The 22,829-nt window shown below is 57.8% G+C and carries 13 protein-coding genes; 4 read left to right on the top strand and 9 right to left on the bottom strand.

What is annotated here, in order from left to right:
* The 3 genes from NFR19_RS08030 to NFR19_RS08020 all read left to right on the top strand — a co-directional run.
* The coding region (locus NFR19_RS08030) for a sensor histidine kinase (protein WP_251213277.1) at positions 1-1,172 on the top strand (1,172 nt) is incomplete at its 5' end.
* A 1,379-nt stretch (positions 1,173-2,551) separates the two neighbouring features.
* On the top strand, positions 2,552-3,043 hold the full coding sequence (locus tag NFR19_RS08025) for a pyridoxamine 5'-phosphate oxidase family protein (protein WP_251213276.1): 492 nt from the start codon (positions 2,552-2,554) through the stop codon (positions 3,041-3,043).
* Positions 3,040-3,852, top strand: coding sequence for an NUDIX hydrolase (locus NFR19_RS08020; RefSeq protein WP_251213275.1), 813 nt, complete (start codon positions 3,040-3,042; stop codon positions 3,850-3,852). Before NFR19_RS08025 ends, NFR19_RS08020 begins: the two co-directional genes overlap by 4 nt.
* A 114-nt stretch (positions 3,853-3,966) precedes the next feature.
* Here NFR19_RS08020 and NFR19_RS08015 read toward each other — a convergent pair whose 3' ends face one another.
* Entirely contained in the window at positions 3,967-5,376 is a 1,410-nt protein-coding gene (locus NFR19_RS08015) for an aminopeptidase (protein WP_251213274.1), read from the bottom strand.
* A gap of 156 nt (positions 5,377-5,532) precedes the next feature.
* On the opposite strand from NFR19_RS08015, the gene ngr reads away from it, so the two are divergent.
* Positions 5,533-6,150: a nigerythrin gene (gene ngr, locus NFR19_RS08010; RefSeq protein ID WP_349665529.1), complete on the top strand. Its 618-nt coding sequence runs from the start codon at positions 5,533-5,535 to the stop codon at positions 6,148-6,150.
* Positions 6,151-6,416: 266 nt separating this feature from the next.
* On the opposite strand, the gene NFR19_RS08005 is transcribed toward ngr, so the two are convergent.
* From NFR19_RS08005 to NFR19_RS07970, 8 genes are all read right to left on the bottom strand, one after another.
* Complete coding sequence (locus NFR19_RS08005; protein ID WP_251213273.1) at positions 6,417-6,731, bottom strand: YerC/YecD family TrpR-related protein; 315 nt, start codon at positions 6,729-6,731, stop codon at positions 6,417-6,419.
* Positions 6,724-8,316 (bottom strand): citramalate synthase, encoded by a 1,593-nt coding sequence (gene cimA / locus NFR19_RS08000; protein WP_251213272.1) that lies wholly within the window; start codon positions 8,314-8,316, stop codon positions 6,724-6,726. Before cimA ends, NFR19_RS08005 begins: the two co-directional genes overlap by 8 nt.
* Positions 8,317-9,240: a branched-chain amino acid transaminase gene (locus NFR19_RS07995; protein ID WP_251213271.1), complete on the bottom strand. Its 924-nt coding sequence runs from the start codon at positions 9,238-9,240 to the stop codon at positions 8,317-8,319. It abuts the gene before it with no gap.
* Between the two features lie 305 nt (positions 9,241-9,545).
* Entirely contained in the window at positions 9,546-12,767 is a 3,222-nt protein-coding gene (locus NFR19_RS07990) for a hypothetical protein (RefSeq protein ID WP_251213270.1), read from the bottom strand.
* Between the two features lie 146 nt (positions 12,768-12,913).
* On the bottom strand, positions 12,914-13,717 hold the full coding sequence (locus NFR19_RS07985; protein WP_251213269.1) for a hypothetical protein: 804 nt from the start codon (positions 13,715-13,717) through the stop codon (positions 12,914-12,916).
* 20 nt (positions 13,718-13,737) lie between these two features.
* Complete coding sequence (locus tag NFR19_RS07980) at positions 13,738-14,514, bottom strand: hypothetical protein (RefSeq protein ID WP_251213268.1); 777 nt, start codon at positions 14,512-14,514, stop codon at positions 13,738-13,740.
* A 75-nt stretch (positions 14,515-14,589) separates the two neighbouring features.
* Complete coding sequence (locus tag NFR19_RS07975; protein ID WP_251213267.1) at positions 14,590-15,300, bottom strand: hypothetical protein; 711 nt, start codon at positions 15,298-15,300, stop codon at positions 14,590-14,592.
* 61 nt (positions 15,301-15,361) lie between these two features.
* On the bottom strand, positions 15,362-22,552 hold the full coding sequence (locus NFR19_RS07970; RefSeq protein WP_251213266.1) for a leucine-rich repeat protein: 7,191 nt from the start codon (positions 22,550-22,552) through the stop codon (positions 15,362-15,364).
* Positions 22,553-22,829: the final 277 nt, after the last annotated feature.

The raw sequence follows: 22,829 nt of genomic DNA, 5'->3' as shown, positions 1-22,829 counted from the left end.
GCGCATCGGGCAGCGCGCTGCCCGCCTGGACGGTGGGCGAGTTTGAGCAGCATCTTCCCGACGGGGTCAACGATTATGCGCATGCGCAGACCGTGCCGCTGACGCTTGATATGCTGGCATTTTACGCTGCCTGGGAAGACTTCGAGCGCATGGCGGAGGGAACCAACGGCAACTGGGATGTCTGGTCAGAGGGCGAAAGCGGTACCTATGCGCCGTTCGTCGCGCGCGATCTGACCACGTACCGGTCGGTGAAGGTGTTGAAACTGCCGGTGGCTGTGCTGCTTTATCTGATGGGCTGCCTGGTGATCGTTTTGTGGCAGATGCAGCGGTCGCTGCGGTGTTTCGACGAGCTGTCTGGCGCGGTGGCGGGACTCATGGCCGATCGCACGCGCCCGGTGGAGCTGTCGTCGAAACTGGCTATCGCGCAGGGCGAGCTGAACCGCATTCGCTTGGAGGCGCTCGCCGACGAGCGCGCGGCGGCGGCGGCCGAGCAGCGCAAGAACGAGCTGGTGGCGTATCTGGCCCACGACATCCGCACGCCGCTCACCTCGGTGATCGGCTACCTTTCGCTTTTGGATGAGTCGCCCGACCTACCAGCCGAGCAACGACAGCGCTTCACGCGCACGGCGTTCATGAAAGCTGAGCGGCTGGAATCGCTGATCGAGGAATTCTTCGAGATCACCCGCTATAACCTGCAGGCTATCCCCATCGAGCGCAGCACGGTTGACGTGCAACTGTTCCTTGAGCAGATCGCCGATGAGTTCTTTCCGCAGGCCTCGGAGAAAAACGTGAGCATCACGGTCAAAGCGCCCGAAGGCCAGACGATTTTCGTCGACGGCGAGAAGCTGGCGCGCGCGGTGGGCAATGTGATGCGCAACGCCGTGGCCTATGCTGATGCAGGCACTACCGTGAGCGTGCGGGCGCAGCGCGAGGGGCGCGGGGCGCATGCGGCTGGTTGGATGATCACCGTGACCGACCACGGGCGCGAGATATCGCCCGAGCACTTGGAGAGCATCTTCGAGAAGTTCTACCGCGAAGACGGCGCGCGCAATGCGCAATCCGGGGGCGCGGGGCTGGGCTTGGCCATCGCCAAGGAGATCATCGTGGCCCATGAGGGCACCATCGAGGCCGAAAGCGAGAACGGCGAGACCACCTTCACCATTACCTTGTAGCCCTTTCGCAGCGTGGAGCTTCTTGCCCCTCCATTTCCTTCCTACCCTTTTTCCTTTCCGCTCTCTTGGAGCGCCTTCACCATTACTCTAGGCTGCCTTTTATTCTCCATACTGCTTTCCACTCTCTACGCTTTTTCCATTCACTACACTGTTTTCCACTCTCTGCTCTGTTTTCCACGCTCCATACTGCTTTTCATTCTCTGCACTGCGTTCCATTGAAAAGCGACCAGGATCACATGCACATCTCAGAGACTCCCGCCCTCTCTTTCAGGGCTTCCCGCAAACTGGTTACAGATATTTATGCACGGAGCACAGCTCTCCCAAATGCTAACTAGCGTAAGAAGGGATCGGCTAACACAAGGGACTACCGGGCAGTTTCGCATGGTTTCGGAGCAACATTGAGGAATTTTGCCTTTTGCGACCACTTTTTGGGAATTTGAGCCGTTAATGCGAGCCAACCGACTCGCCTTGAGCAGACCCCCGAAAACCCTCAACACTCTGAACTGGGGAAACAGCATAGCGAAAAACCGTGTGAAGCGATCTCGCGATGTTTAAGCTCGCATTAGCGGCTAAAATTCCCAAAACCAAGCCGAAATGGCGTTTTTATTGCGCACACAGCATGGGCACATACTCGGGATCGGCGCCCACGTACGATTACAGAACGGTGAACATTAAGTGGCGCAACGGTAATGCACACACCCTCAACCCTTGCTTTTGCGGTCTGCGGCGTAAGATGCAGATACGCAAAGGGAGTTCCCTTCCTCCTTTTCCCTTAGGGAAGATACCCCCTTCTTCCCGAGCCGAAGATGTGACCCGCATCTTCACCAATGGAAGATGACATCCCACATCTTCCGAACTGGAAACCGACGTCCCTAGGTTTCCGATGAATGCGGAGACCCAGAGACGGTTTCCAACGGACGTTTCCCCTGACGTCCAACAGACGAGGCGGCTCATCGATGAGTCGCCTCGCTGCGTTTGGGGTGCATTTAGGCGTACACTAAGCTAGTAGATGATTGAGGCTGGGCAAAGCTAGCAGATGGTTGGGGCTGGGCAGATGAGCATATAGCGTCACCGTGCGCTGTTGGGGAAACGGCCGAGGCGACTGCTGGAAAGAACAGCGGGATCCACTACCGAAAGGGCAACGGACGGCTGGCGAATGAAAGGCGACAGTATCACTGAAAAGAGCAACAGAAACCGTGCCGGAGGGGCAGCAGAGGCATTGCCAAAAAGGGTAACGGGCAGCCTGTAAGCGAAGCCGACGCTATCGCTGGGACAATAGGAGCCGTGCAATAAAGACAGCAGGCAACAGAGGCACTACCGAAGTACTATCAAAGCGCCACCGAAGAGCTGCCGAAGAAGCAACCAAGAAAGGATGCGAGATGGACAGATACCAGATGCGCATGGCCGACCGCGAGCTCAGCTTGGAAGAGGCGTATGCGATCCTGGAAGCGGGCGAATACTGCGTTATCTCCACCGTGGACGAAGACGGCGCACCGTACGGCGTGCCTCTGTCATACGTGATGCTGGACGGCAAGCTCTGCATCCACACTACTAACACCCATGGCCACAAAATGGATGACTGGCACCGCGACGCGCGGGTCAGCGTAGCGGTCGCCACCGAGGTGGAGCCCTGTTTTGAGGACACGTTCTTCACTACGCGCTTTGCGTCGGTGGTGGCAAGCGGGCGCATCAGCCCCATCCAAGATACCGCGCGCATCCGCAAGGTACTGGTGGCGCTCTGCATGAAATACCTGCCCGAGCTCAAAGATGAAATAGGCCCTGCCATCGAACGGGAAATAGCCGATACCGCCGCATGGGAAGTCACTTTCAGCGAAGTGCGGGCGAAAGGCGCAAGGAGGCACCAAAAATGAACGAGCACCAGCGTACGACCGAACCAGCCACGCCGGAGTCTCTTGCGGGCCAGGCTATGTCAGAGTCCCTTGCGGATCCGACCGCTCCTGAGTTTCTGGGGAACCCGGACACATCCGAACCCCTCGCGGATCCAGCCACGCCCGAACTGTTGCACGTAGAGCAGGTGAGCAGCGGTTGGGTGAACAAATACCTGCTGACCTACCGGATGCCCGACGGCTCGCACATAGAATACGAGGCGGCAAGCCGCAAAGGGTTGGAACGCTATGAAGCGGCGCTCCGCGCGAACGCGGCAGTTGCGACCGGCGGCCCGGCGCCACAACCCGATGCGGTGTGCATCGTGCCGCTGCTGCCCAACGATACGGTGCTGCTGATCCGCGAATTCCGCTATCCGCTCAATGCGTGGTGCCTCTCGTTTCCAGCTGGGCTGATGGAGCCCGGCGAGACCATCCGCCAATGCGCACAGCGCGAGCTCATGGAGGAAGTCGGCTGCCGCATCAACCCAGCTTATGGCGACAATGCGACCCTGGTACTGCGTCAGGCTGGGTACTCGTCCACCGGCCTTACCGAAGAGAACGTGCAGGTGATCATGGCGCGCGTTATCCGCGACGGCGCACCGCAGCCCGAACCCAACGAGCTGATCGAGCAGATCGAACTGCCCTATGCCGAAGTGGGACAGTTCTTGGCAACCACCACCGATCTGATTGGGACGCGCGCCCAGCTGATCTTGGAGCATATCCGGCGCATCTGGGGTCACCGCCGCAAGCAGCCGCTGCCGCAGGAGCCCATGACGCGCCAAGACTTCGCCTAACCCTCAGCGAGTTTCCGAAGACGGCGCACATTGGCGCTCAGATGCTCTCAAACGTGCGGCCACACGCTTTGCAGCCCGCGACACGCACGAAGGCGAACCGCCGGCGGGCAGCGCTTACGCATTCAACAAGAACGCCTGATAGCCCCGGTACGCCTCGTAAATATCGGCTTTGCTGGTAACTTCCCAGGGGCTGTGCATACTGAGCACCGCCACGCCGCTGTCGATCACATCCATGCCGAAGCGCGCCGGAATGAAGGCGATCGTGCCGCCGCCGCCCGCATCCACCCGACCCAGCTCGGCAGTTTGGAAGCTGACCTCCGCATCGTCCATCACGCGCCGCACGCGCGCCACGAACTCGGCGCGGGCATCGTTGCTGCCGCTCTTCCCGCGCGCGCCGGTGTATTTGTTGAACACCAGCCCGTGCCCCAGATACGCAGAATTCTTCGGCTCGAACACGCTCCCGTAGGCTGGGTCCACGCCAGCGGACACATCACTTGATAGCATGCGCGAAGCGGCCAGCGCGCGACGCAGCGGCAGCGAACCACCCTGCCCGGCCAGCTCCATCACCTCAGCGATCGCATTCTCGAAGAAGGCACTCTCCATGCCGGTGGCGCCCACGCTGCCGATCTCTTCCTTGTCAACCAGCACGCATACGGCCGTGGTGTCCACCTGCGCATCCGCCAGCGCCAGCTGCGCGCGCAGCGACGTATACGCGCACACGCGGTCGTCCTGCCCGTATCCCAGCACCATACTGCGGTCGAATCCCAGATCGCGCGCGGCACCTGCGGGCACCACCTCCAGCTCGGCCGACAGGAAGTCCTCTTCCTTGATGCCGTACTTCTCGGCCAATAGTTTCAACGTGAACGCCTTCACCGGGTCCTTCGCGTCTTTCCCGTCCGCTGCGTCGGAAGCCCCATCCACCACGCGGTTGCCCACCAGCACATCCAGGTCCTCGCCCTCCACGACCTCGGAGCCCTTCTTCTCCATTTGCTTCTGCCCCAAATGCGGCAGCAGATCAGTTACGCAAAATACGGGGTCGCTCGCATCCTCGCCCAGCACCACCGGCACCACCGTGCCGTCGGTCTTCGCCACCACGCCATGCAACGCCAGCGGCAGCGCAACCCACTGATACTTCTTGATGCCGCCGTAGTAGTGCGTGTCAAGCAGTGTGAACCCGTCCTTCTCGTACAGCGGATTCTGCTTGATATCCAGCCGCGGTGAATCGATGTGCGCGCCCAGGATGTTCATGCCCTCTTCCAGGGGTCGGCCGCCCAGGTGCACCAGCACGAGCGCCTTGCCCTGCGAGGTGGCCCACACCTTGTCGCCCGGCTTGAGCGCGCGCCCCTCGCGCACCGCCTCCGCCAGCGGCACATAGCCCGCAGCCTCCGCCTGACGCACGGCATCGGCGCAACACTCGCGCTCGGTCTTGTTGGCGCTGATCCACTGCTTGTACTCGGCCGCCAGTTCCTCAACACGCACAAGGTCGGCCTCAGTGTATTTCTTCCATGCAGATTCGCGTTCCATCGTCATCCTTTCGCCGGTTTTGCGCTCAATCATACTGCAACGCTGCGACGCCCTTGCGAAAATCCGAAAACGGTTTGGCAGCAGCGCGGCCAAAATCCTCAGAATCCACTATCATGTTCAACAGTTTTAAAACGCTGAAGCGAAGAAGGAGACATTATGACCATGAAGGTTCGCGACGTCATGCCTGACGCCGGCAATTCCACGAACTTCAACATCGTGCCCGACAGCCAAACGCAGGTGGGCACCACGCTGGAGAATCTGAAGAGCGCCGTCAATGGCGAAACGGGCGCCAGCGCGAAGTACGCCGCGTTCAGCAAGGCTGCGGCTGAAGCTGGCTATGACCAGATCGCGCGCCAGTTCGCTTGCACCTCGGCTGCCGAGCAGATTCACATCAAGCTGGAAGTAGCCGAGATCAAGAAGAAGGAGCCGGACTACGTGCCGCCCGAACCGCCGACCGACGTTGCCACGTTCAAGACGGACGTTGACCTGATCAGCGGTGCGCTGGGCGAGATCTACGAGACCTCCGATATGTATCCGTCGTTCATCAAGGTGGCTATCGACGAGGACGAAGCTGCCGCGCAGATGGTGTTCACCCGCGCTAAGCTGGCCGAGAGCGTGCACGCCGAGCTGTATCTGGATGCCTACAACAACATCGACGCGCCGGACGATCGTAAGTTCTACCTGTGCCCGGTGTGCGGCTACATCCACAAGGGCGACGATTTCGAGAAGTGCCCCATCTGCTTCGCCCCGAAGAGCGCCTTCAAGGAGTTCTAAGAGGCAGCGGTGCCGCCGAGCGCCCATCGAACGCCGCGGTGGCTAGGACTGTATGGGCACTGCGTGGGCGCATGCTGCGAAATGCCGCCGAGCGTCTCTCGCATAGAGCCTCGCGCGCAGCATTTCACGAGCGCATCTACACAGATGAAAGAGGCCGTCCGGCAGGGCGGTCTCTTTTTTAGCGCCCGACGCCAACCGTTTGGGCAGTCTTGCTACTGCTGTTCGTTCTGCTCGTATTCTGCTTGCTTTCGCCTTTGCCTCACTCGTTAGTCGCCTTGGCCCTCGGCCAACACGTCAAGCGCCTTGCGATAGCCGCCCGTGCCGTACGTCAGGCACTTCGACACGCGCGCGATGGTGGTTGCCGACGCACCCGTTTCCTTCTCAATAGCGGAATACGAAAGGCCGGCATCAAGCAAGCGCGCCACCGCCAGCCGCTGCGACGTCTCGCGTATCTCGCGGATGGTGAACATGTCCTCGAGCAGATCGAAGATGCCGTCTGGCTTCTCCATGGCAGCCAGCACGTGTAGAAGATCGTCGACCTCCCGCGTGCGAATCTGCGCGCGCGCACCTGCGTCAGCCATTCTGCCGCTCCATTCGCAACAAGCCGTACTCGATGGATTCCACCAGCGCGTTCCATGACGCTTCCAGCACGTTCTCGGACACACCGACCGTGCCGAACGTGCCCTGCCCATCGGCCGTGGTAATGGTCACGCGCGTCAACGCATCGGTGCCTTGGCTCTCGTCGGGCAGGCGCACCTTGTAGTCCGCCAGTTCAAGCTGGGCAACTTGCGGATACGCATCGCTGATAGCCATGCGCAGCGCTGTATCCAGCGCTCCCACCGGGCCAGCGCCTTCGCCCGTAGCCACGAAACGCTGGTCGCCCACGTGTATCTTGATGGTAGCCTCACTGGCAGCATCCTTAGCCAGCGCGCCGCGGTCCTCATGATCGTCCACGATGACGCGGAAGCTTTCCAACGTGAAGGCAGGCTGATACTGCCCCAGATGCCGCATCAGCAGCAACGCCAACGACCCGTCTGCCATCTCGTAGGTGAAACCGCGCGCCTCGCGCTGCTTGATGTCATCCAAGATGGCCTGAATATCGGCACCTTCTGCCTCCAGGTCAAAGCCCAACGCCGCGGCCTTCTGCAACAGCGATGCCTTGCCCGCCAGTTCGCTGACCACCATGCGCGCGTCATTGCCCACCGCCTGCGGCTTCGCGTGCTCGTAGGCCTCGGGGAAGCGCGCGATGGCGCTTGCATGCAAGCCGCCCTTGTGCGCGAAAGCGCTGCGCCCCGTATACGGATGGTGGGCTGACACCGGCATACCCGCCACTTCGGCCACGAAATGGGACACCTCGGTCAACTGCCGCAGGTTGCGCTCGCCTACCGCGTGCCGTCCCATCTTCAATTCCAGATCGGCGATGACCGTCAGCAGATCGGTGTTGCCCACGCGCTCGCCCAAGCCATTCACCGTGCCCTGCACCTGCGTGGCCCCTGCACGCACCGCCGCCAGCGAATTGGCCACCGCGCACCCTGAATCGTTATGACAGTGAATGCCCAGCGCCTGACCCGGCAGCGCCGCAGCCACCTCGGCCACGATGCGCTCCACCTCGAAGGGAAGCGCGCCGCCGTTCGTCTCGCACAGATCGATGCTGTCCGCGCCTGCCTCATGCGCCGCACGCACGCACGCCAGCGCATAGGCCGGATCGCTCGCATAGCCGTCGAAGAAATGCTCCGCATCGAACACCACGCGGCGCCCCGCCGCCTTCAAATACGCCACCGACTCGCCGATCATGCGCAAGTTCTCGTCAAGCTCCGCTTGCAGGGCTAACAGCACCTGCTTGTCCCACGTCTTGCCCACGATGGTGACCACCGGCGCACCGCATTCAAGCAGGTCGCGCAGCCCTTGGTCGTCCTGCGGCGCCACCCCCTTGCGGCAGGTACTGCCGAACGCCGCGATCTGCGCATGCTCGAAGCGCATGTGCTGCACGGCCTTGAAGAAGGCGATGTCCTTCGGATTGCTGGCCGGAAACCCACCTTCGATGAAATCGATGCCGAATTCGTCCAGCCGCCGCGCGATCAGCAGCTTGTCCTCAAGCGACAGGCTGACCCCTTCGCATTGCTCTCCATCGCGCAGCGTGCAATCGTATGTGAATACCTTCGTCACTTAGATCTGCGTGAGCCAATCGGCGTACTCTTCGGCATGTCCGTAGGCGATCTTGAAGAAGCGGTCCTGCAGCTGACGCGTGACCGGCCCGGGCTTGCCCACCACGCGGCCATCAACCGACCCGATGGGCGTCAGTTCGGCGGCGCTGCCCGTCATGAACACCTCGTCAGCCACGTACAGGTCGCTGCGGGTCAGGCTTTCCTCGCCCGCCGGAATGCCCAGCTCGTCGGCAATGGTCAGCACCGTGTCGCGCGTGATGCCCTCCAGCACGCCGTCGGAAAGCGGCGGAGTGCTCATGATGCCATTGCGCACCACGAACAGATTCTCGCCGGTGCCTTCGCAGACCAGTCCCTCTTCGTTCAGCATGATGGCCTCAGCATAACCGTGCTCCTTCGCCTCAAGCTTCGCCATGAGCGAGTTGAAGTACGAAGCGGTGGCCTTCACCGCAGGCGGGATGGCGTTGATGGAGCGCTGGCGCCAGCTGGACACGCCGACCGCCACGCCATTCGCGAGCGCTTCTTCGCCCAGATAGGCCTCCCACGGCCAGCACGCGATGATCACATCGGTGGGCGCGCCGGACGGGTCCACGCCCATAACGCCGTAACCGCGGAACACCAGCGGGCGGATGTAGCACGCGGGCAGATTGTTCGCCCGGATGGTCTCCACCGTGGCCTCGCACAGCTGATCGACCGTATAGGGCAGGTCAATGGCGGCTATCTTCGCGCTGCGGTGCAGCCGCTCCATATGGTCGCGTAGACGGAAGATGAAGCTGCGGTCGGAATCGGGGTCCTTGTAGCAGCGGATACCCTCGAATACGCCCGAACCGTAGTGCAGCGAATGCGACAGCACATGCACGTTCGCATCGGCCCACGGGATCAGCTTGCCGTTCATCCAGATATAGTCGACCTCGGTGATATCTGCCATAAGTTCCTCCAAACTCCCGAAACACCGCATGTGCGAGCGTGCGTACTTGATACAGATTAGCGAAATGATACTGCTATCAACAGCTCAAGCGCGCGAAAAGATCGCAGATGCGGCGATTTGGAGACCACCGGGGCGCGCGGGTGCGCATCATGCTCTACCGCTCGTTGCATTTCAGCTCCTTTAGCTGTGTGAACGCGACTGAGGTGATATTCGTCCGTAAAAGTGGCATCTGTGCCACTTTTTCATCTGTAAGAATGACATAGTCGGTGCTGTATCAAAGGCGGATCAGGCTCAATCGAACTAGATCAGCTGCACTCTGTTCCATCGGCCTTCTTGCGCCTGCGGGCAGCCGCCAACAGCGCAATACCAGCAGCGGCAGCAGCAAGCGTCGCGCACGCCAAAACAAGGGGAGCAACCAGATCTCCGGTGCGAGCAAGACTCGTCAAGCGATGCACCGGCCGCTCGGTAGCGCTCAAGCCATCTTCCGCGGTACGCTGCACGAATGCTATGCGCAGCTCGGTATCGGTTTGCACGTTCGCGAGCGTATAGGAGGCTCCTGCATTGGTGGTCAGAACGCGGCTGCCCACAGAAAGCTCAACGCGATAGCCCATCTCCGCCTGGAAGGTGAACCCAACGCTGTCTCCGCGATGCACCTGCACAGGAGTTGCAGGCGAAACGCTGCCGTGCACCTTGCCATCTTGTCCGGGCACCAGCACAGGCACTACCGTAATCACGCCTGAACCCGTGTTGCCGCCCGAAGAGCCCGCGGAGCTGCCGGTGGAGGAACCAGCAGACGAACCCGCAGAGCTTGAGGCGCTGCTCGAGCTCGAACTGCTCGAACTGCCATTGGGCTTGGTGGGCCTAAAAGTGATGGTGATGTCTTGGTCCTCGTCGCTATCGGGGATCTCGAAGGTATCCCCGTCACCGAAGGCATCATCAGGCTTGCTCTGATCAAGCTTCACCTCGGTGCGCACATCGCCCGTTTCGTCCGCACTGGCGTCTTGTCCCGTACGCACGGGAGCGGTGCGATCAACATAACCCCAGCTCCCATCGTCACAGATGACGACCACCTGCACCTTCGCCCCCACCGGCACTACCAGAGGCGGCTTGCCCACCGTGTTGGGCGACACCGTGCCGCTTGCCCCGTCTTCGTGCTTCACATTGATGGTGACCTTGCGGGTGGGAGTGGGGTCATGCACCGGATCATCAGCCGTGCGATCCCGGAACACCACGCGCACGAACGTATCTTGCGCGACCGCGTCAAGGGTAAGCTCGTAGTAGCCCGTCGACGTGCTGCCCTCGGGCCTATTGGGCCACTCCACCCATGAGGCTGCGACCGTATCCGTTATATCGTGCCAGCTCAGTTCATCGGTGCCCTTGACGTGCACGCTGGCAAGCGCACCCTGGTCGTTTGCCGGAATCACATAGAAGCTGTAACCCGTCTGCGCTGGTATGACCACCGAAGGCGGCGTGACGATAGCAGGGCGCGCCTGCGTGCTACCCGCTTGCACCACCGATTCTGTCTGGATGGTCACATACGACTCGGGCGGTACCACATCGGGCAACTCTTCTGTTCTTCTAAACTCCACTTCGATGGTGTGATCGCGATGGATATCAGGAATGCGCAGCTCGAATCCACTACCCTCTCCGCGATTGAGCCACGACCCGATCTCAATGGTGCCATCCATGACCGTATAGATTCCATATCCTGGCTCTGGGAACAGATTGAAGATCGCAGAAGCACCGTCTGCGACCGTGCGCACGACATGAGTTGTTGCGCCACCGTCGGCCCACGTGGTGTCAATGGAACCGTGCCCTGCCTGACCTCCCACCACGTCTAGGGTAACCTGGTGGGTCGCAACAGGAGGCGCGATCTCTTTCGAGAAGCGCACGACAATGTGCGCATCATCGGCTATACCATAGATGAAGGCACGCATATCATAGAGCGCAAGCGGCACTGGCTCGCCCTGCCCAATCTGTATGGTCGCGCTTGCAACGCTTTGACTAGGCGTGGTCGGCTGCGCACGAAGCTCTATGGTGTCGGTCGCGCCAAATTCGAAGCGATGGGTGGGGCTTGCCTGAACCTCGTTGATGTACACCTCACCAGGACAAGTAGCGCTGTCTTCCACCTCAACGGTGAGCGTATGCTTCACGGCAGGATCTTCGGTGCCCGGCCCTTCCGGAATTGGCTCGAAGACAGCCACGATCGAAACCGTATCCCTGTCGCTTGGCACGCGTGACAGATCAACATCCCAGTACCCAAGGGTAGTTGCAGTCTCCGGGGGTACAAGCGCATCAACATCCGAGGTGACTTGCGCCAGACGCCAGCCAGCAACAGGCGTGAAGATGTACCGTATAGTCTCACGAGCGGGGAAGCGATAGGTCCCTTCATAGTTGATAAACCCCGAGCCTTGCACTGAAGCCTCTACGGTAAGCGCGCGCTCATCTTCTGTTGCGCGCACCGCAATGCCGAACACGCCAAGGCCCTCTGATTCTTGCGTAGAGAAGCTCACGTACAGCGCACCGGTCTCGTCAGCACGTACGTTACAGAGAAACGCCTGCTTGTCCCCGCGCTCGTCATAGCCCACCACATACACGCTCTGACCTGCAACGATGCCCGCATTCTGCGGCACCGGAAGCACTACCGAGAGTTCCCCGCGATACGGTGCGGGAGAGCCCTGGGTGGGGCGGTCGAAAAGCGTGGCAAGCGAATACGCCGAGACAAGATGAGGCGGGTTCGTACTGTTTGCACGCGCCGCAAGTTCTTGCAGATGTCCCCACGCTTGAGCGTTGGTGGTTTGGCTGATGTCAACCGCGCTCACGTGCACGACGTTCTTGTGGATGCTGCCCGTCAGAGAAGGCTCGGCGAACGTCTCAGGAGCACCGTCGGTGGTGCCGTCGTGGATGGTTTGGTCGTGCACCGGATAGACCGTTTTGTCCGCATAATCGCTTGTCTGCCCTGGTGCGAGCACTTCTATCCACACCGTGCCGGTAACCGTGGCCTTTGAACTGTCGGTAGCGCTGAAGACGCACTCATAGAACCCGGGCGCTTCGAGGCGAAGCGCACCTTGCGCCTCCCCTGCGGAAAGCGGCAGCAAAAAGCGTCCGTTGAAGGTGCCATCCGACCCAACATCTTCGAGCGCCTCATAGACCGCTCCATTGACCGTCCAGGTAGCGGACACGTTTCCTGCCCAGCCGCTTACGGTTGCGAAAAGCGACCCTGCTGTTGCGTCAAGTATTGCCTGTACGCCTTCGCCACTGATCAGATGCGTAGGCTCACCGCTCATCTCGATCAGCTCGAAGCCTGAGACCACATCGACGAAGACCGCGGTATCCGCGCTTCGGGCACCATCACTGATGCTCACAATAGGCCCCTCTTCCACAGAAGGAAGCGCCTGTGCGCCCACCTGAGCGCTACGGTTCACCTGGTAGGACGTGTCCGTTGCGAACGCAGACGTTGGCACAAGGCCAAGCGCCAGCGCTGCCGCGAACGCGCACGATGCGATCTTGTTCAATAGGCTTCTCATAACAGCATCCTCAACATCGAAGTTCCCAGTTTTTGTCCCTTTACCAACACTCATGCGCGCTCAAGCATCCCCGCGCAACTCATGCAAGCCCTTGCGTCTGCCATGCCGAAAACATCCGCGCACCACCTAGCCAAACACGTTGATGTTTAACCGAGCACGTTGATCTTCATGGCGGCGGCAACTTGCCCGATTTCATCTTCCGTTTCCGGATCGAGCGCGAAGAACGTGGCGGTGCACTCGTAGCTTCCCGGATCAAGGTCCACATCAAGCGTGTCCGATTGGATGTGGTGGTTAGGCTCGATCACGTCGGTCTGATACAACAGTTCACCGGTATCGCTGCGCGTGATCTCTACCCGCATCAGATAGTTGTTGTTCGGCACATTCTCTATGCGCAGTTCGCCTTCGCTTGCGCCATCTGCGAGCTCGACCACGCTCGCAATGGAGATGTTGAACATGCCCTCTTCAACCACCCGGTCAAGCTCCGCCTGCACCTCTGCAGCCGACTTGCCCTCAAGCTGGCCAACATCGCCCGACCGGGCGCTCTTGGCGGGGTTGAGCAGCATAAACGCAACGACCGCTGCCGCCACAAGCGCAAGGATGATGAGCACGATCCACATTGCGGCTTTGCGCCGACGCTTGGGCTCTTGCGGCGCCACTGAGGTGCGTGGCGGCACGTAGGTAGGCACCCCTGCGTGCCCCGGCATACCTGCTGCTGCCGCACTTCCGCCCGGCACAGAGGCATACCCTTGCACCGCGGCTGGCTGGGCAGCCTGCGGCGCACCTGTCCCGTATGCGCCTGGCTGCCCGTACCAAACCTGCTGCCCCTGGTAGGGCTGCGGTAGCTGCTGGCCCATGCCATAGTGGCCAGGCTGATTGCCCGTAGGCATGTACGGCTGCGACTGTCTCAGCTGACCACTATTCTGCTGGCCTGTATTCGTTTGCCCCGGCATGGGTCACATTCTCCTTCTGCCTACGCTATGGGACGCGCAGTGGAGATGGTGTACTTCAGCTTGAAAGCATCTGCTGCGGCCTTCTCTGCACCGTCACCCTGGCTAAAGATGTTCGCGGCATCCGCGTCTTCCACGATGGAGCTCTCAGAAGAAGCGTCGAAGTTCAGCGGGAAGCGCTTCTCAACGATGCCGCCATCCCCGTCATCCACCGCCTTGCTGATCTTCCAGGCAGAGGCCTGCGTGGGCACCTTGGGGTTATCCACATCAAGAACGTAGCTGTCAGCGCTGACGGCACCAGGAGCGTTGAGCTTCACCAGCAGATTGCCGAAAGCAGGGCCGCCCAGCGCAGGCTCAACACCATCGCCAACCAGCGTGCTGTCTTGCACGAGCAGCCAGTTCACGCCATCCTTGTTGACCTCTTCGTTGTACTGAACCTCAACCTTGTTGATGTAGACGGCGGTGTTGGTGGAGTAGTTGATGACGCTATAGACGCCATCGCTCGGGCAGATCAGGCTGCCGCCTGCGGTCTCAGCCACCAGCCGCAGTTCAATGGGCACGGCCACATCAATGTTCGAGCGCTTCACGTCAATGTAGACCGGCGTATCAGCACCCGCATCCACGCCATCCTTGATGGTCTCAGGCACGATGTTGCCATCTTCATCGGTGTTCCAGGTAACCACCGGTTCAAAGTCGCCATTGGCATCTGTGGACGGTGCGGCGAATGCTGGCACTGCCGTTCCCAGTGCGAGCGCTGCAGTAAGAGCGATGCTACCCAACAGCTTGCTTGTCTTCTTCATGGCTTTTCCTCCTTTTGTCTTCAAGCCATTTCTTCCTTGCTCTATGTCAAGTGCACTCCCGATGCACGTTTGACCTCAATTCAGGACCACGATGGAGACTTTGGCAGCCGCCTGGCCAATCTCGTCGAAGGTGGTGGTATCGACCGCACGGAAGGTTGCCGTGGCCTCATAGGTCCCCGGCTCCAAGTCCTTCGCAAGCGCGATCTTCTCGATGTATTGATTGGGGGCAAGCACGCCAGACTCGTAGAGCACATCGCCCGTTTCGTCCTCGGCGATGCTCACTTGCATGTTGTAGTGGTTACCCGGCACGTTTTCGATATAGGCTGTGCCCTCACTGGTGCCGTCTTCAAACTCGATCACGCTTGCGATCGAGATGTTGAACATGCCCTCTTCAACCACGCGGTCAAGCTCAGCTTGTATCTCTTCATCGGTCTTGTATGGCGCTTGCCCCGTTTGGGCGCTCGGGTCGAACAAAGACGACCCGTTGCAAGCGAACAGCCACACCAAAAGCCACACAGCAATGGCCATCACCAGGATCAAGAGCACCACGATGATATTGCGCCGCACGCTTGACCGGGCAGGCGGAACAGGTTGCGCCGACCCTGGCGAAGCCGCATTCGTGCGCGGGTCAGACACGGGCGGCAAGGGCGTCTTCGCACCCTCAGGGCCACCGCTTGTTTTTGGCATATGCGCGCCTGCGGCCTCCGAAACGTGCGGACGACGCGAGACGTTCGCCGCAGGCATCTGCGTAGGAAACTGTTCGTGTGTGTTGTTGTCGTTGGGCATGAAGGTGCACTTTCTCTAGGGTGGTCGGTTATTACTCTTTGGTTTTGCGCGAAGGTGGTGCTTAGGGAGTGACCAGCGCGAAGGTGTAGACAAGGTCTGCCACCTGCAAACTTGCTGCTGCGGGCAGGTTCACATCCTCCGGCATCAGGCGATCTTTCACACCCAGCTCGTCTCCGGCAGGAGTTGTCTTCATATCAAGGGTGTATATGAGATCGAGCGAGTGAGTATCCCAATCGTTGTAGTAGGGAAGCAGCCACCAGCCGCGCGCATGCAAGCCATATTCGTCGTTGGTCCAATCCTCATAGAGGATCTTCTGATCGTCGGGAATGTCGTCGGGCCGCAGTTCGCCGGAAGCGTCAGCGATCCCAAAACGCGCCACTTGCACTTCGCCGTTTTTCACAACGGGATGCACGGTGAAGGACGCTTTGCCCAGGGCTTGCTCATCCGCGAAGATGGCAAGGGCATTGTCCTTGAGCGCATCGTAGTCGGTGTTCGGGTTTGGTTTGACCGAAACGACCTTGAGCGCGCCATCCGAGCGGTTCTCGATGGTGGCATGCCCCAGTTCGCTCTCGTCAGGTGCAAACGGATCGGCTCCGTTGCCGGACTTCAAGGAAAGGCCCATGTGCACGCCTTGTCCCCCTACGGGCACAACCACGTTGAGGTTCGGCACCCATATGGCCGAGAAGGTGACGGTGCCGCGCTTCTCGGGCGCCTCGTCCGCGCGCGTTCCTACCACCGATATGAAGTTCGGGCGCGCGAGGTGTTCATCTGCCGCATAGGCGGCCGTTACCTCGGTGCCGTTCACGTCGGTATAAGTGATCTTCCAGCTATCGAAGAGATAACGTGCACGCTTAGGGGCCTTGGGCAGCACGACGTCTTCGTCGTAGGTAGCAACCATAGGGTTGTCTGGTTGCGGGTCTGCCCAGGCGCCCGGTGTGGTATCGAACGTAATATCGTATACGTGTGCGCGCCAATGTGCCTTGTAGGTGCGATTCCCCCATGAATGCGTTGGTATGGTCACGTCAATTTGAGGATCGCTACCCACAATGGCGGGAGCTGGTGATGTTCCAGCAAGGCCGCTCGGAGGATCCTCTATTTCTATAGTTTCCGTCCATCCAAGGAAGTCATAACCGATACGAGTAGGAATTGGCAGCGTAAAATTCTCGGAATCATAGTTGTAGTTAAGCGGATTATCTGATCCCTCAGGCAAAGAGCCTGCGCCATATTCGGCCCCTCGGTCATCACCTAACTCATAGGTTATTTGATAGGGATTGGTGGACCATACTGCTTTATATTTGAAATCACCATATTCACCTATGCCTGGAGTAAACGTAGTAGTCAAAGCACTGGTATGCGTTTGTCCATTGTTGGTAAGAATGACCCAATAATCGAAAGTGTGTCCTGACCATCTTGGCACGGGCAGCTCGAACGCGGGAGTCTCTACTGTATAGGTACGATAAGCTGAATGCGAGTTGTTCCCGTCAATGCTAAAGGTCTTAAGATCCTCCGCATTCCAAGCGCCTGCCCCCGCATCAAGCGTAAACCTATATGAAATAGGATTAGCATGGATGGTGTATACCTTATTTCCTAACGTTTCAACGGGGATAGATTGGGCATACTCATTGTTATCGGTTACATCAGTCCCTGTCCAACCTCCGAACGAGTAATAGGGCTTCATCGTAGGGTTCCCAATAAAGAGGGTACTGTCGAAATTAATGTTGTAGAAATTGAACGAGGTAGGTAATGCCTTCAAGCTTGTCACATGTTTACACGGATCAGTGCTGTCATGTTCAAGTTCACCGCATTCCGCGCAAGAATATGAAATCGTATATGTTTTGAGCTTGAAGTGCGCATAGTACGTCCAAACAGTCCCTTCGCCCCACCCGGTAGATGGACGCGAAGGCTTCCATGTTGATGCATCGGAAACTTTTGAGCCATTGGGAACTGCCCAATATGCAAATTCAAATCCATCATCAGGGGTAGCAACAAGATCAATCGGGAAATCACCTGTATCGGGCGCCAACTTATAAACTACCCCTTGAACAGTCCTTTCTTCATCCAGCCAGCCTCCCATGTTGTAATTGTCAAGATGTGCATATACACGCACTGTTGCGTCTTTTTTCTTTGCCCAATGTGCATAATAGGTAATCGTGCCGACCCCGTATTTCTCAGGGAGCTCCGTAATTTGATCTCCGCCTTCGGCCTCGGTATACCATCCCGCAAAGTTGTAGTCGGGACATTTTGGTATAGCAGTCGGCAACGTGCGGTCGGTGATCTTGAGATCTGTTTTGCCTGTAAGTCTTGCCGGACCACCTGTTGCCCCAGATCGAACGAGATTAAAGGAGATATATGCATCCTTTGCAGACCATTGGGCATATATGGTGGCAGGAATCGAGACTGAGGAATAGTCGCTTTGTAAAATTCCGCCATCACTGTACACCTTTGAACCGCCGCTGCTTCTCGTATAGAACCCGCTCAATTTATATCCATCACGCTCTGGTTTCTCGGCTATGCTTGGTGGGGTGCGTCCTTTGACAATCCGGATGCTCGTGTCGCCTCCCGACCCCTTATTCGGATCAATGGCAACATTACGCACCCAACGCGCATACATCGTCGATGGTGTGGTAGAGGTGATTGTTGTCGAGTATTGACGAGCACCTGAGCTATCGTAGTAGCACGTACCATCTGATGCGGTCTTAGATGAGTAGTAGCCGCCAAACGTCCACGTAACACCTGTTGGCTGATCTGTGGGGCTTTTTGGCGTCTGCTCTGCCGTCAGCTTGCTTGGAAGTTGTCCTCCATACTCTATGCTGATTGATGTGCTTCCATTGGAAACTCCATCGTTCAAATCCAAGGAAATGTTGCGTGCCCATCTCGCAGTAAATGTTATGTTTCCAGATGTACCCGCTGGAAGTGCATAGAGAGATTTGAGGTGGCCACTATGCCCGGCCACATTGCAGACCTCATAGATCTTAGTATTGCCGTAATAGTAGCCTTGGAAAGTCCATCCGCTATAGGTAGGCACAGGAATATTTATCCTGGTAAGATCGTGAAAGCCTTGACAGTCTTGTACATAACTTGTTGAGCTGCTATATCTATAGGACACTGTGCTATACGTATTTTGCGTACCTGGACCAGGTTCAAGTTTTGCAGTAGAGGTCTTACCTGTCCAAGATGCTTCCCAGGTACAGCTACCGCTCAGCGTTTTGTGATTAAGTACATTATTTTCTGCGGTAGTAAGAAGTACACCATTTGCATCAAGCGCAACGTAGCCGCCGCCGCTTGCATCTAGTTCGGAATGGTACCCTCCAAACCCCCAGTTAGAATCCGAGCATGTTGGTGCCTTAGAAAGAAGCTTCGCTCCACCTTTCTTAAAATTGGACGCCTCTTTGAATGTAGTGTCACTTGAACCTAACCAATCCGTGCTAAAACCGCGATCGGTATAGTAATAGGCCTTGATCGTGGACTGCTGTACTGTTGATGCTATAGGACGGTCTGGAGCATTGCCCTCGAGAGTGAACGTAGCTCTCCAAAGTGCCTTCAAGGTATAGTCGCCGTATATCGTATTAGATGCATACCAATTTTTGTGAGGAATATTATCCGTTAACCATGTGTCATACGCAGGAGATCCGGACGGCGCCGAGCCGACCCAACCGACAAATTCCCATCCGTCGCGAGTCGGGGTGTTTCCTGTCGTCTTATCCGTACCATGATCTGAATCATAAAAACCACTAACGCCTCGTTTATACGAAAGAGTCTTACTTACTCCAGCACCGGAGCCAAGATTCCCACCGTTCGGATTCAAAGTGATCGTATAAGAGATAGCGGTCCAATGAGCATACCAGATAGTATTTTCTCCTACCTCATGAGCCGTATAAAGCTTTCCAGCATTGGTGAGCCGCTGCGTATAACCAGTACGAGCAGTATAGAATCCACTGAATGTATGGCCTCCATAGGTCGGCGGAGCAAAGAGTACTGTTGTGGTATCGAAGTAACTTATGATCTTGGTTTTGTTTGTTTCTATATCATACCCACTCCACGCAGATGTGCCATATCCATACCCTTGATAGTAGTAAAGCGTTCCTAGCGTGGTACTCGAGGTATGTGCTGGCGGAAGATTGTCTACCAAAGTAATGCTGTAACGCCAAACTGCGGTAAGCGTTGCATTTCCCCATACTCCTGTGCCCAAAATCTCAGAAAAATTCCTGCAGGTCCCCGGAGCATATGTCACGCCGCCAAATTGAAGACCCGAGCCTTTGTTAGCCGTAACCAGATCTCCACTGACCGTCCAGCCAACAAAGGTGGCATTGGCTCTGTAAGGAGTTGGTATGGATATTTTTTCAGTTTCAATGGTGAAGCGCACGTCTGTGGTTGTTGCTCCGGAAAAGGTGCCTCCATTACCATTTACGCTTAGCGTATATTGAGTCGGACTCCAGATAGCATAGAAATTTTTGTCAGATGCACTATCAGATCCGACTCCTAAGTTACCCATAGAACCGGTTTTTGTTCCAGAAGTCGCATTCGGATTCGAGGACCATCCCATAAAAGTATAGCCAGTACGGGCAGGAGCCGTAGGAACATTCATGGCGTTTTCAAAGACTACCCTATCGGTCTGATAGAGCGTCTGACCTGAACCATAGTCCACATACCAATTCACGTTATAGGTTTGCTTTTGGAAATAGAATACCAACTCCATATTTCCTGATTTGGTACCTTGTCGATCTGTATTATCTGCTGTGAATTTGACCCAGTCATGCCAACTACCATTGGAATAGCGCCGAAACATCGTGTGCGACCGCTCGTATCCCTTATTAGGGGTGGCGTACACTGCCTCAATATCATAAGGATTGTCCTGTCCCCAATTCGACGTTGCATTGTTTGGAACCCACCAAAGGTGCGCCCAACCATCATGGACACTCACATGGTCCAAATATGTCCATGTCTCATCTGTATGCCCTCTTGTTACCGTACTTTCAACTGGTTGAGAGTTCGCTGTGTCGTATGCTGAATACCACTTGAATGAGCCACCTTTTGTATCGGCCACACGAATTCGTATCTTGGTTTCTTCTGAGGCATGAAGATCGATGCCCTCATTTTCGTCTGCAAGCATCATCGCAACAGCCGTACTTAGCGCTCGACTCGCACTTTGAGCTATTTCACCGATAGCTGATGGATCAGAATCTCTCTCATCTTGCTCGACCGACGTATCTAAGTCAGTCGTATCGTCAAGCTCATCAAAGTTTGACTGAGAAACATCGCTCTCTTCGCTTGTCACGCCAGCACCTGCAGAGTCAGTTTTAGCAGGATGAGCCGATGTTTCTCCGTCCGTTTCAGGTACGTTCGCAGGGCGACCTTCCTCTAGTTCGTTTCCAGAATTGCTCACTTGCACCTCAGTCGAGATAATTGGTGAAGCAGCAATCGGGGTTCCTTGAGAGGTTCCATCTGATTTATTGTCCACACTAGTACCCAAGATAGAGTACTCACCACTGACGAGTTGAGGACGCTCTTGCTGCATTGCTCCAGATGAAGAGGGTTCCAAAGAAAGGTCAGCGCTGAACACCGGCGGTCGCGCAATGCTTTCCTCATTCGGGTCTACATCATCAACATCCTGATCACCGTCAGCAGCTGTGTCAGCATCGCCTTCTTCTTCATCGTCTTCTTTAGCGCCACCAGCACCTTCTTCGCCACTATTGCTCTCATCTGACCCAGGTGCAGTCTGCGTGGCACCGTGCTTGATGGTTACCACGCAAGCGGCTTTCGCAAGCTGTCTATCATTTAGACTTATCGCAGCGGTGATCGTAGTTTGACCAGGCTGCTTGGCATTTACAAGACCGCTTGCATCCACGCTGGCGCACTGGGCGTTGTAGCTGAACTGGACCTCAGTGTCACCCGGGGCCAGCAACATGCCGCCCTCGAACAGATCAGCACTCTGACCAACTTCCAGCTCAAGCACGCCCGACTGCATCTGCACGCCATAAGGCAGCAGATGATTGCCCGCCGCTGGCGCACCGACCGACCACGCATAGGTCTCGTCTTCGCGATACGGCACATAGATATCCACGCCCGTATTGCCCTGCAACGCAGAGGTGGCAACATCGCCCGTCGTTCCGCGCGCCACCACGGTCTTGAGGTTCACGCAGTCGGCGAAAGCGGCATCGCTCACCTCTAAGGTGCTCGCGGGCACGAACACATCCGTTATGGCCGTGTTCGCGAACGCGCGCTCGGCAATGCTATGCAGCCCCTCGTTCAGTGAAACGGCGACAAGAGCACCGCAGCCTTCAAAGGCGCTTTGCTCTATGCGGTCAACGCTGCCAGGAACACTAATCTCCGTCAACGCGGTGCAATCCGCAAACGCATGCGCACCAATGGTGAGCACGGTGTTCGGAATGACCACCTCCGCAAGAGAGTCCTGTCCTTCAAAGGCGCCATTTTCAAGCGCAGATACGCGATACGACACGCCATCAATCTGGGCTTCCGCGGGAATCTCCACCCGGACAGGCGTCGTATCCCCTTCCCAGCGGACAGAAAGCGTGAAGTCGTCCAGCAGAGTGTAGGTAAGGCCGCTGTTGCCCCACGCCGGGCCGCTCATGGCACCAGGTTGCGCCGTCTGGGAGAAATGCGTGAAGCCAGCATCCTCCCACGTGGCGCGCGTGTCGTCGGAGGCCAGGGTTACGGTGGCGCTTTCGGCAACCTGCGCCGAGAACGCCGGATAAGTTGCATATGAGATCGCACTGCTGTTGGAAGCGGTCGGCGGCGTCTGCTGGGCCTGCTGGGCCTCGGCGGAAGCCGCCTCACCGCGCTCGATGGCGTATACGCTGCCCGTTGCTACGATGGTACGCAGAGCATCGTTGCCCCAGAAGGCTCCTTCGGCAATGGCGGCGCACGCGGGCGCGATCTTCGCACTGGTGCCCAGGCCAGCCGGTGCCGCCACCAGCGTCAGGCTGCGGGCAGCGCCGTCGCTTTCGGAATCGTTGTTTTCGTCGGCTTGATCGTACCGATACAAAATACCGTCTCGGGTGGTGAAGGCAGCGCCTTCGAGGGCAGAAACGCCGGTGCTCCCTGACATCTGGACGGCCGAAAGCTTTAGGCAACGGGAAAATGCACAAGCAGGGACGGTGGCCAATCCATCAGGGAGCACGGCTATACCCTCCATACCCTCCGGGACGAGGAGGAGGTCAGTTGGCTCGTTGGCGTCGTTCACACCGAAGAGCATGCCGTTATAGCTTTGGAAATGAGCGCTGTCCGCAGCCACGCTGATAGCAGTGACGTTCGGGAACAGCTGGAAGAAGCCCGGGTCAATTGATTCGACCGAGGCAGGAATGGAGATGCTCGTAACGCCGGTGGCCTTGTCAGCCGGAGCGTAGAGCTCGCATGCGTACGGATTGCGATTTAGCGCACTAGCACCGCTGTTTTCATCAGATTCGTTTGTTGTTTGAGAATCGTTACCCGCGGGAGCGCTTGAGGCGGCTTCACCAGCGGCATCGTTTTGAGTTCCAGCTACCTCGGCAGAATTATCGCGGAGCCCGAAC

It is taken from the genome of Adlercreutzia murintestinalis (assembly GCF_943192905.1).
GTDB classification, from domain to species: Bacteria; Actinomycetota; Coriobacteriia; order Coriobacteriales; family Eggerthellaceae; genus Adlercreutzia_A; species Adlercreutzia_A murintestinalis.
The sequence above is the reverse complement of the archived record's forward strand: the minus strand, read 5'-3'. Positions and strand labels throughout refer to the sequence as shown.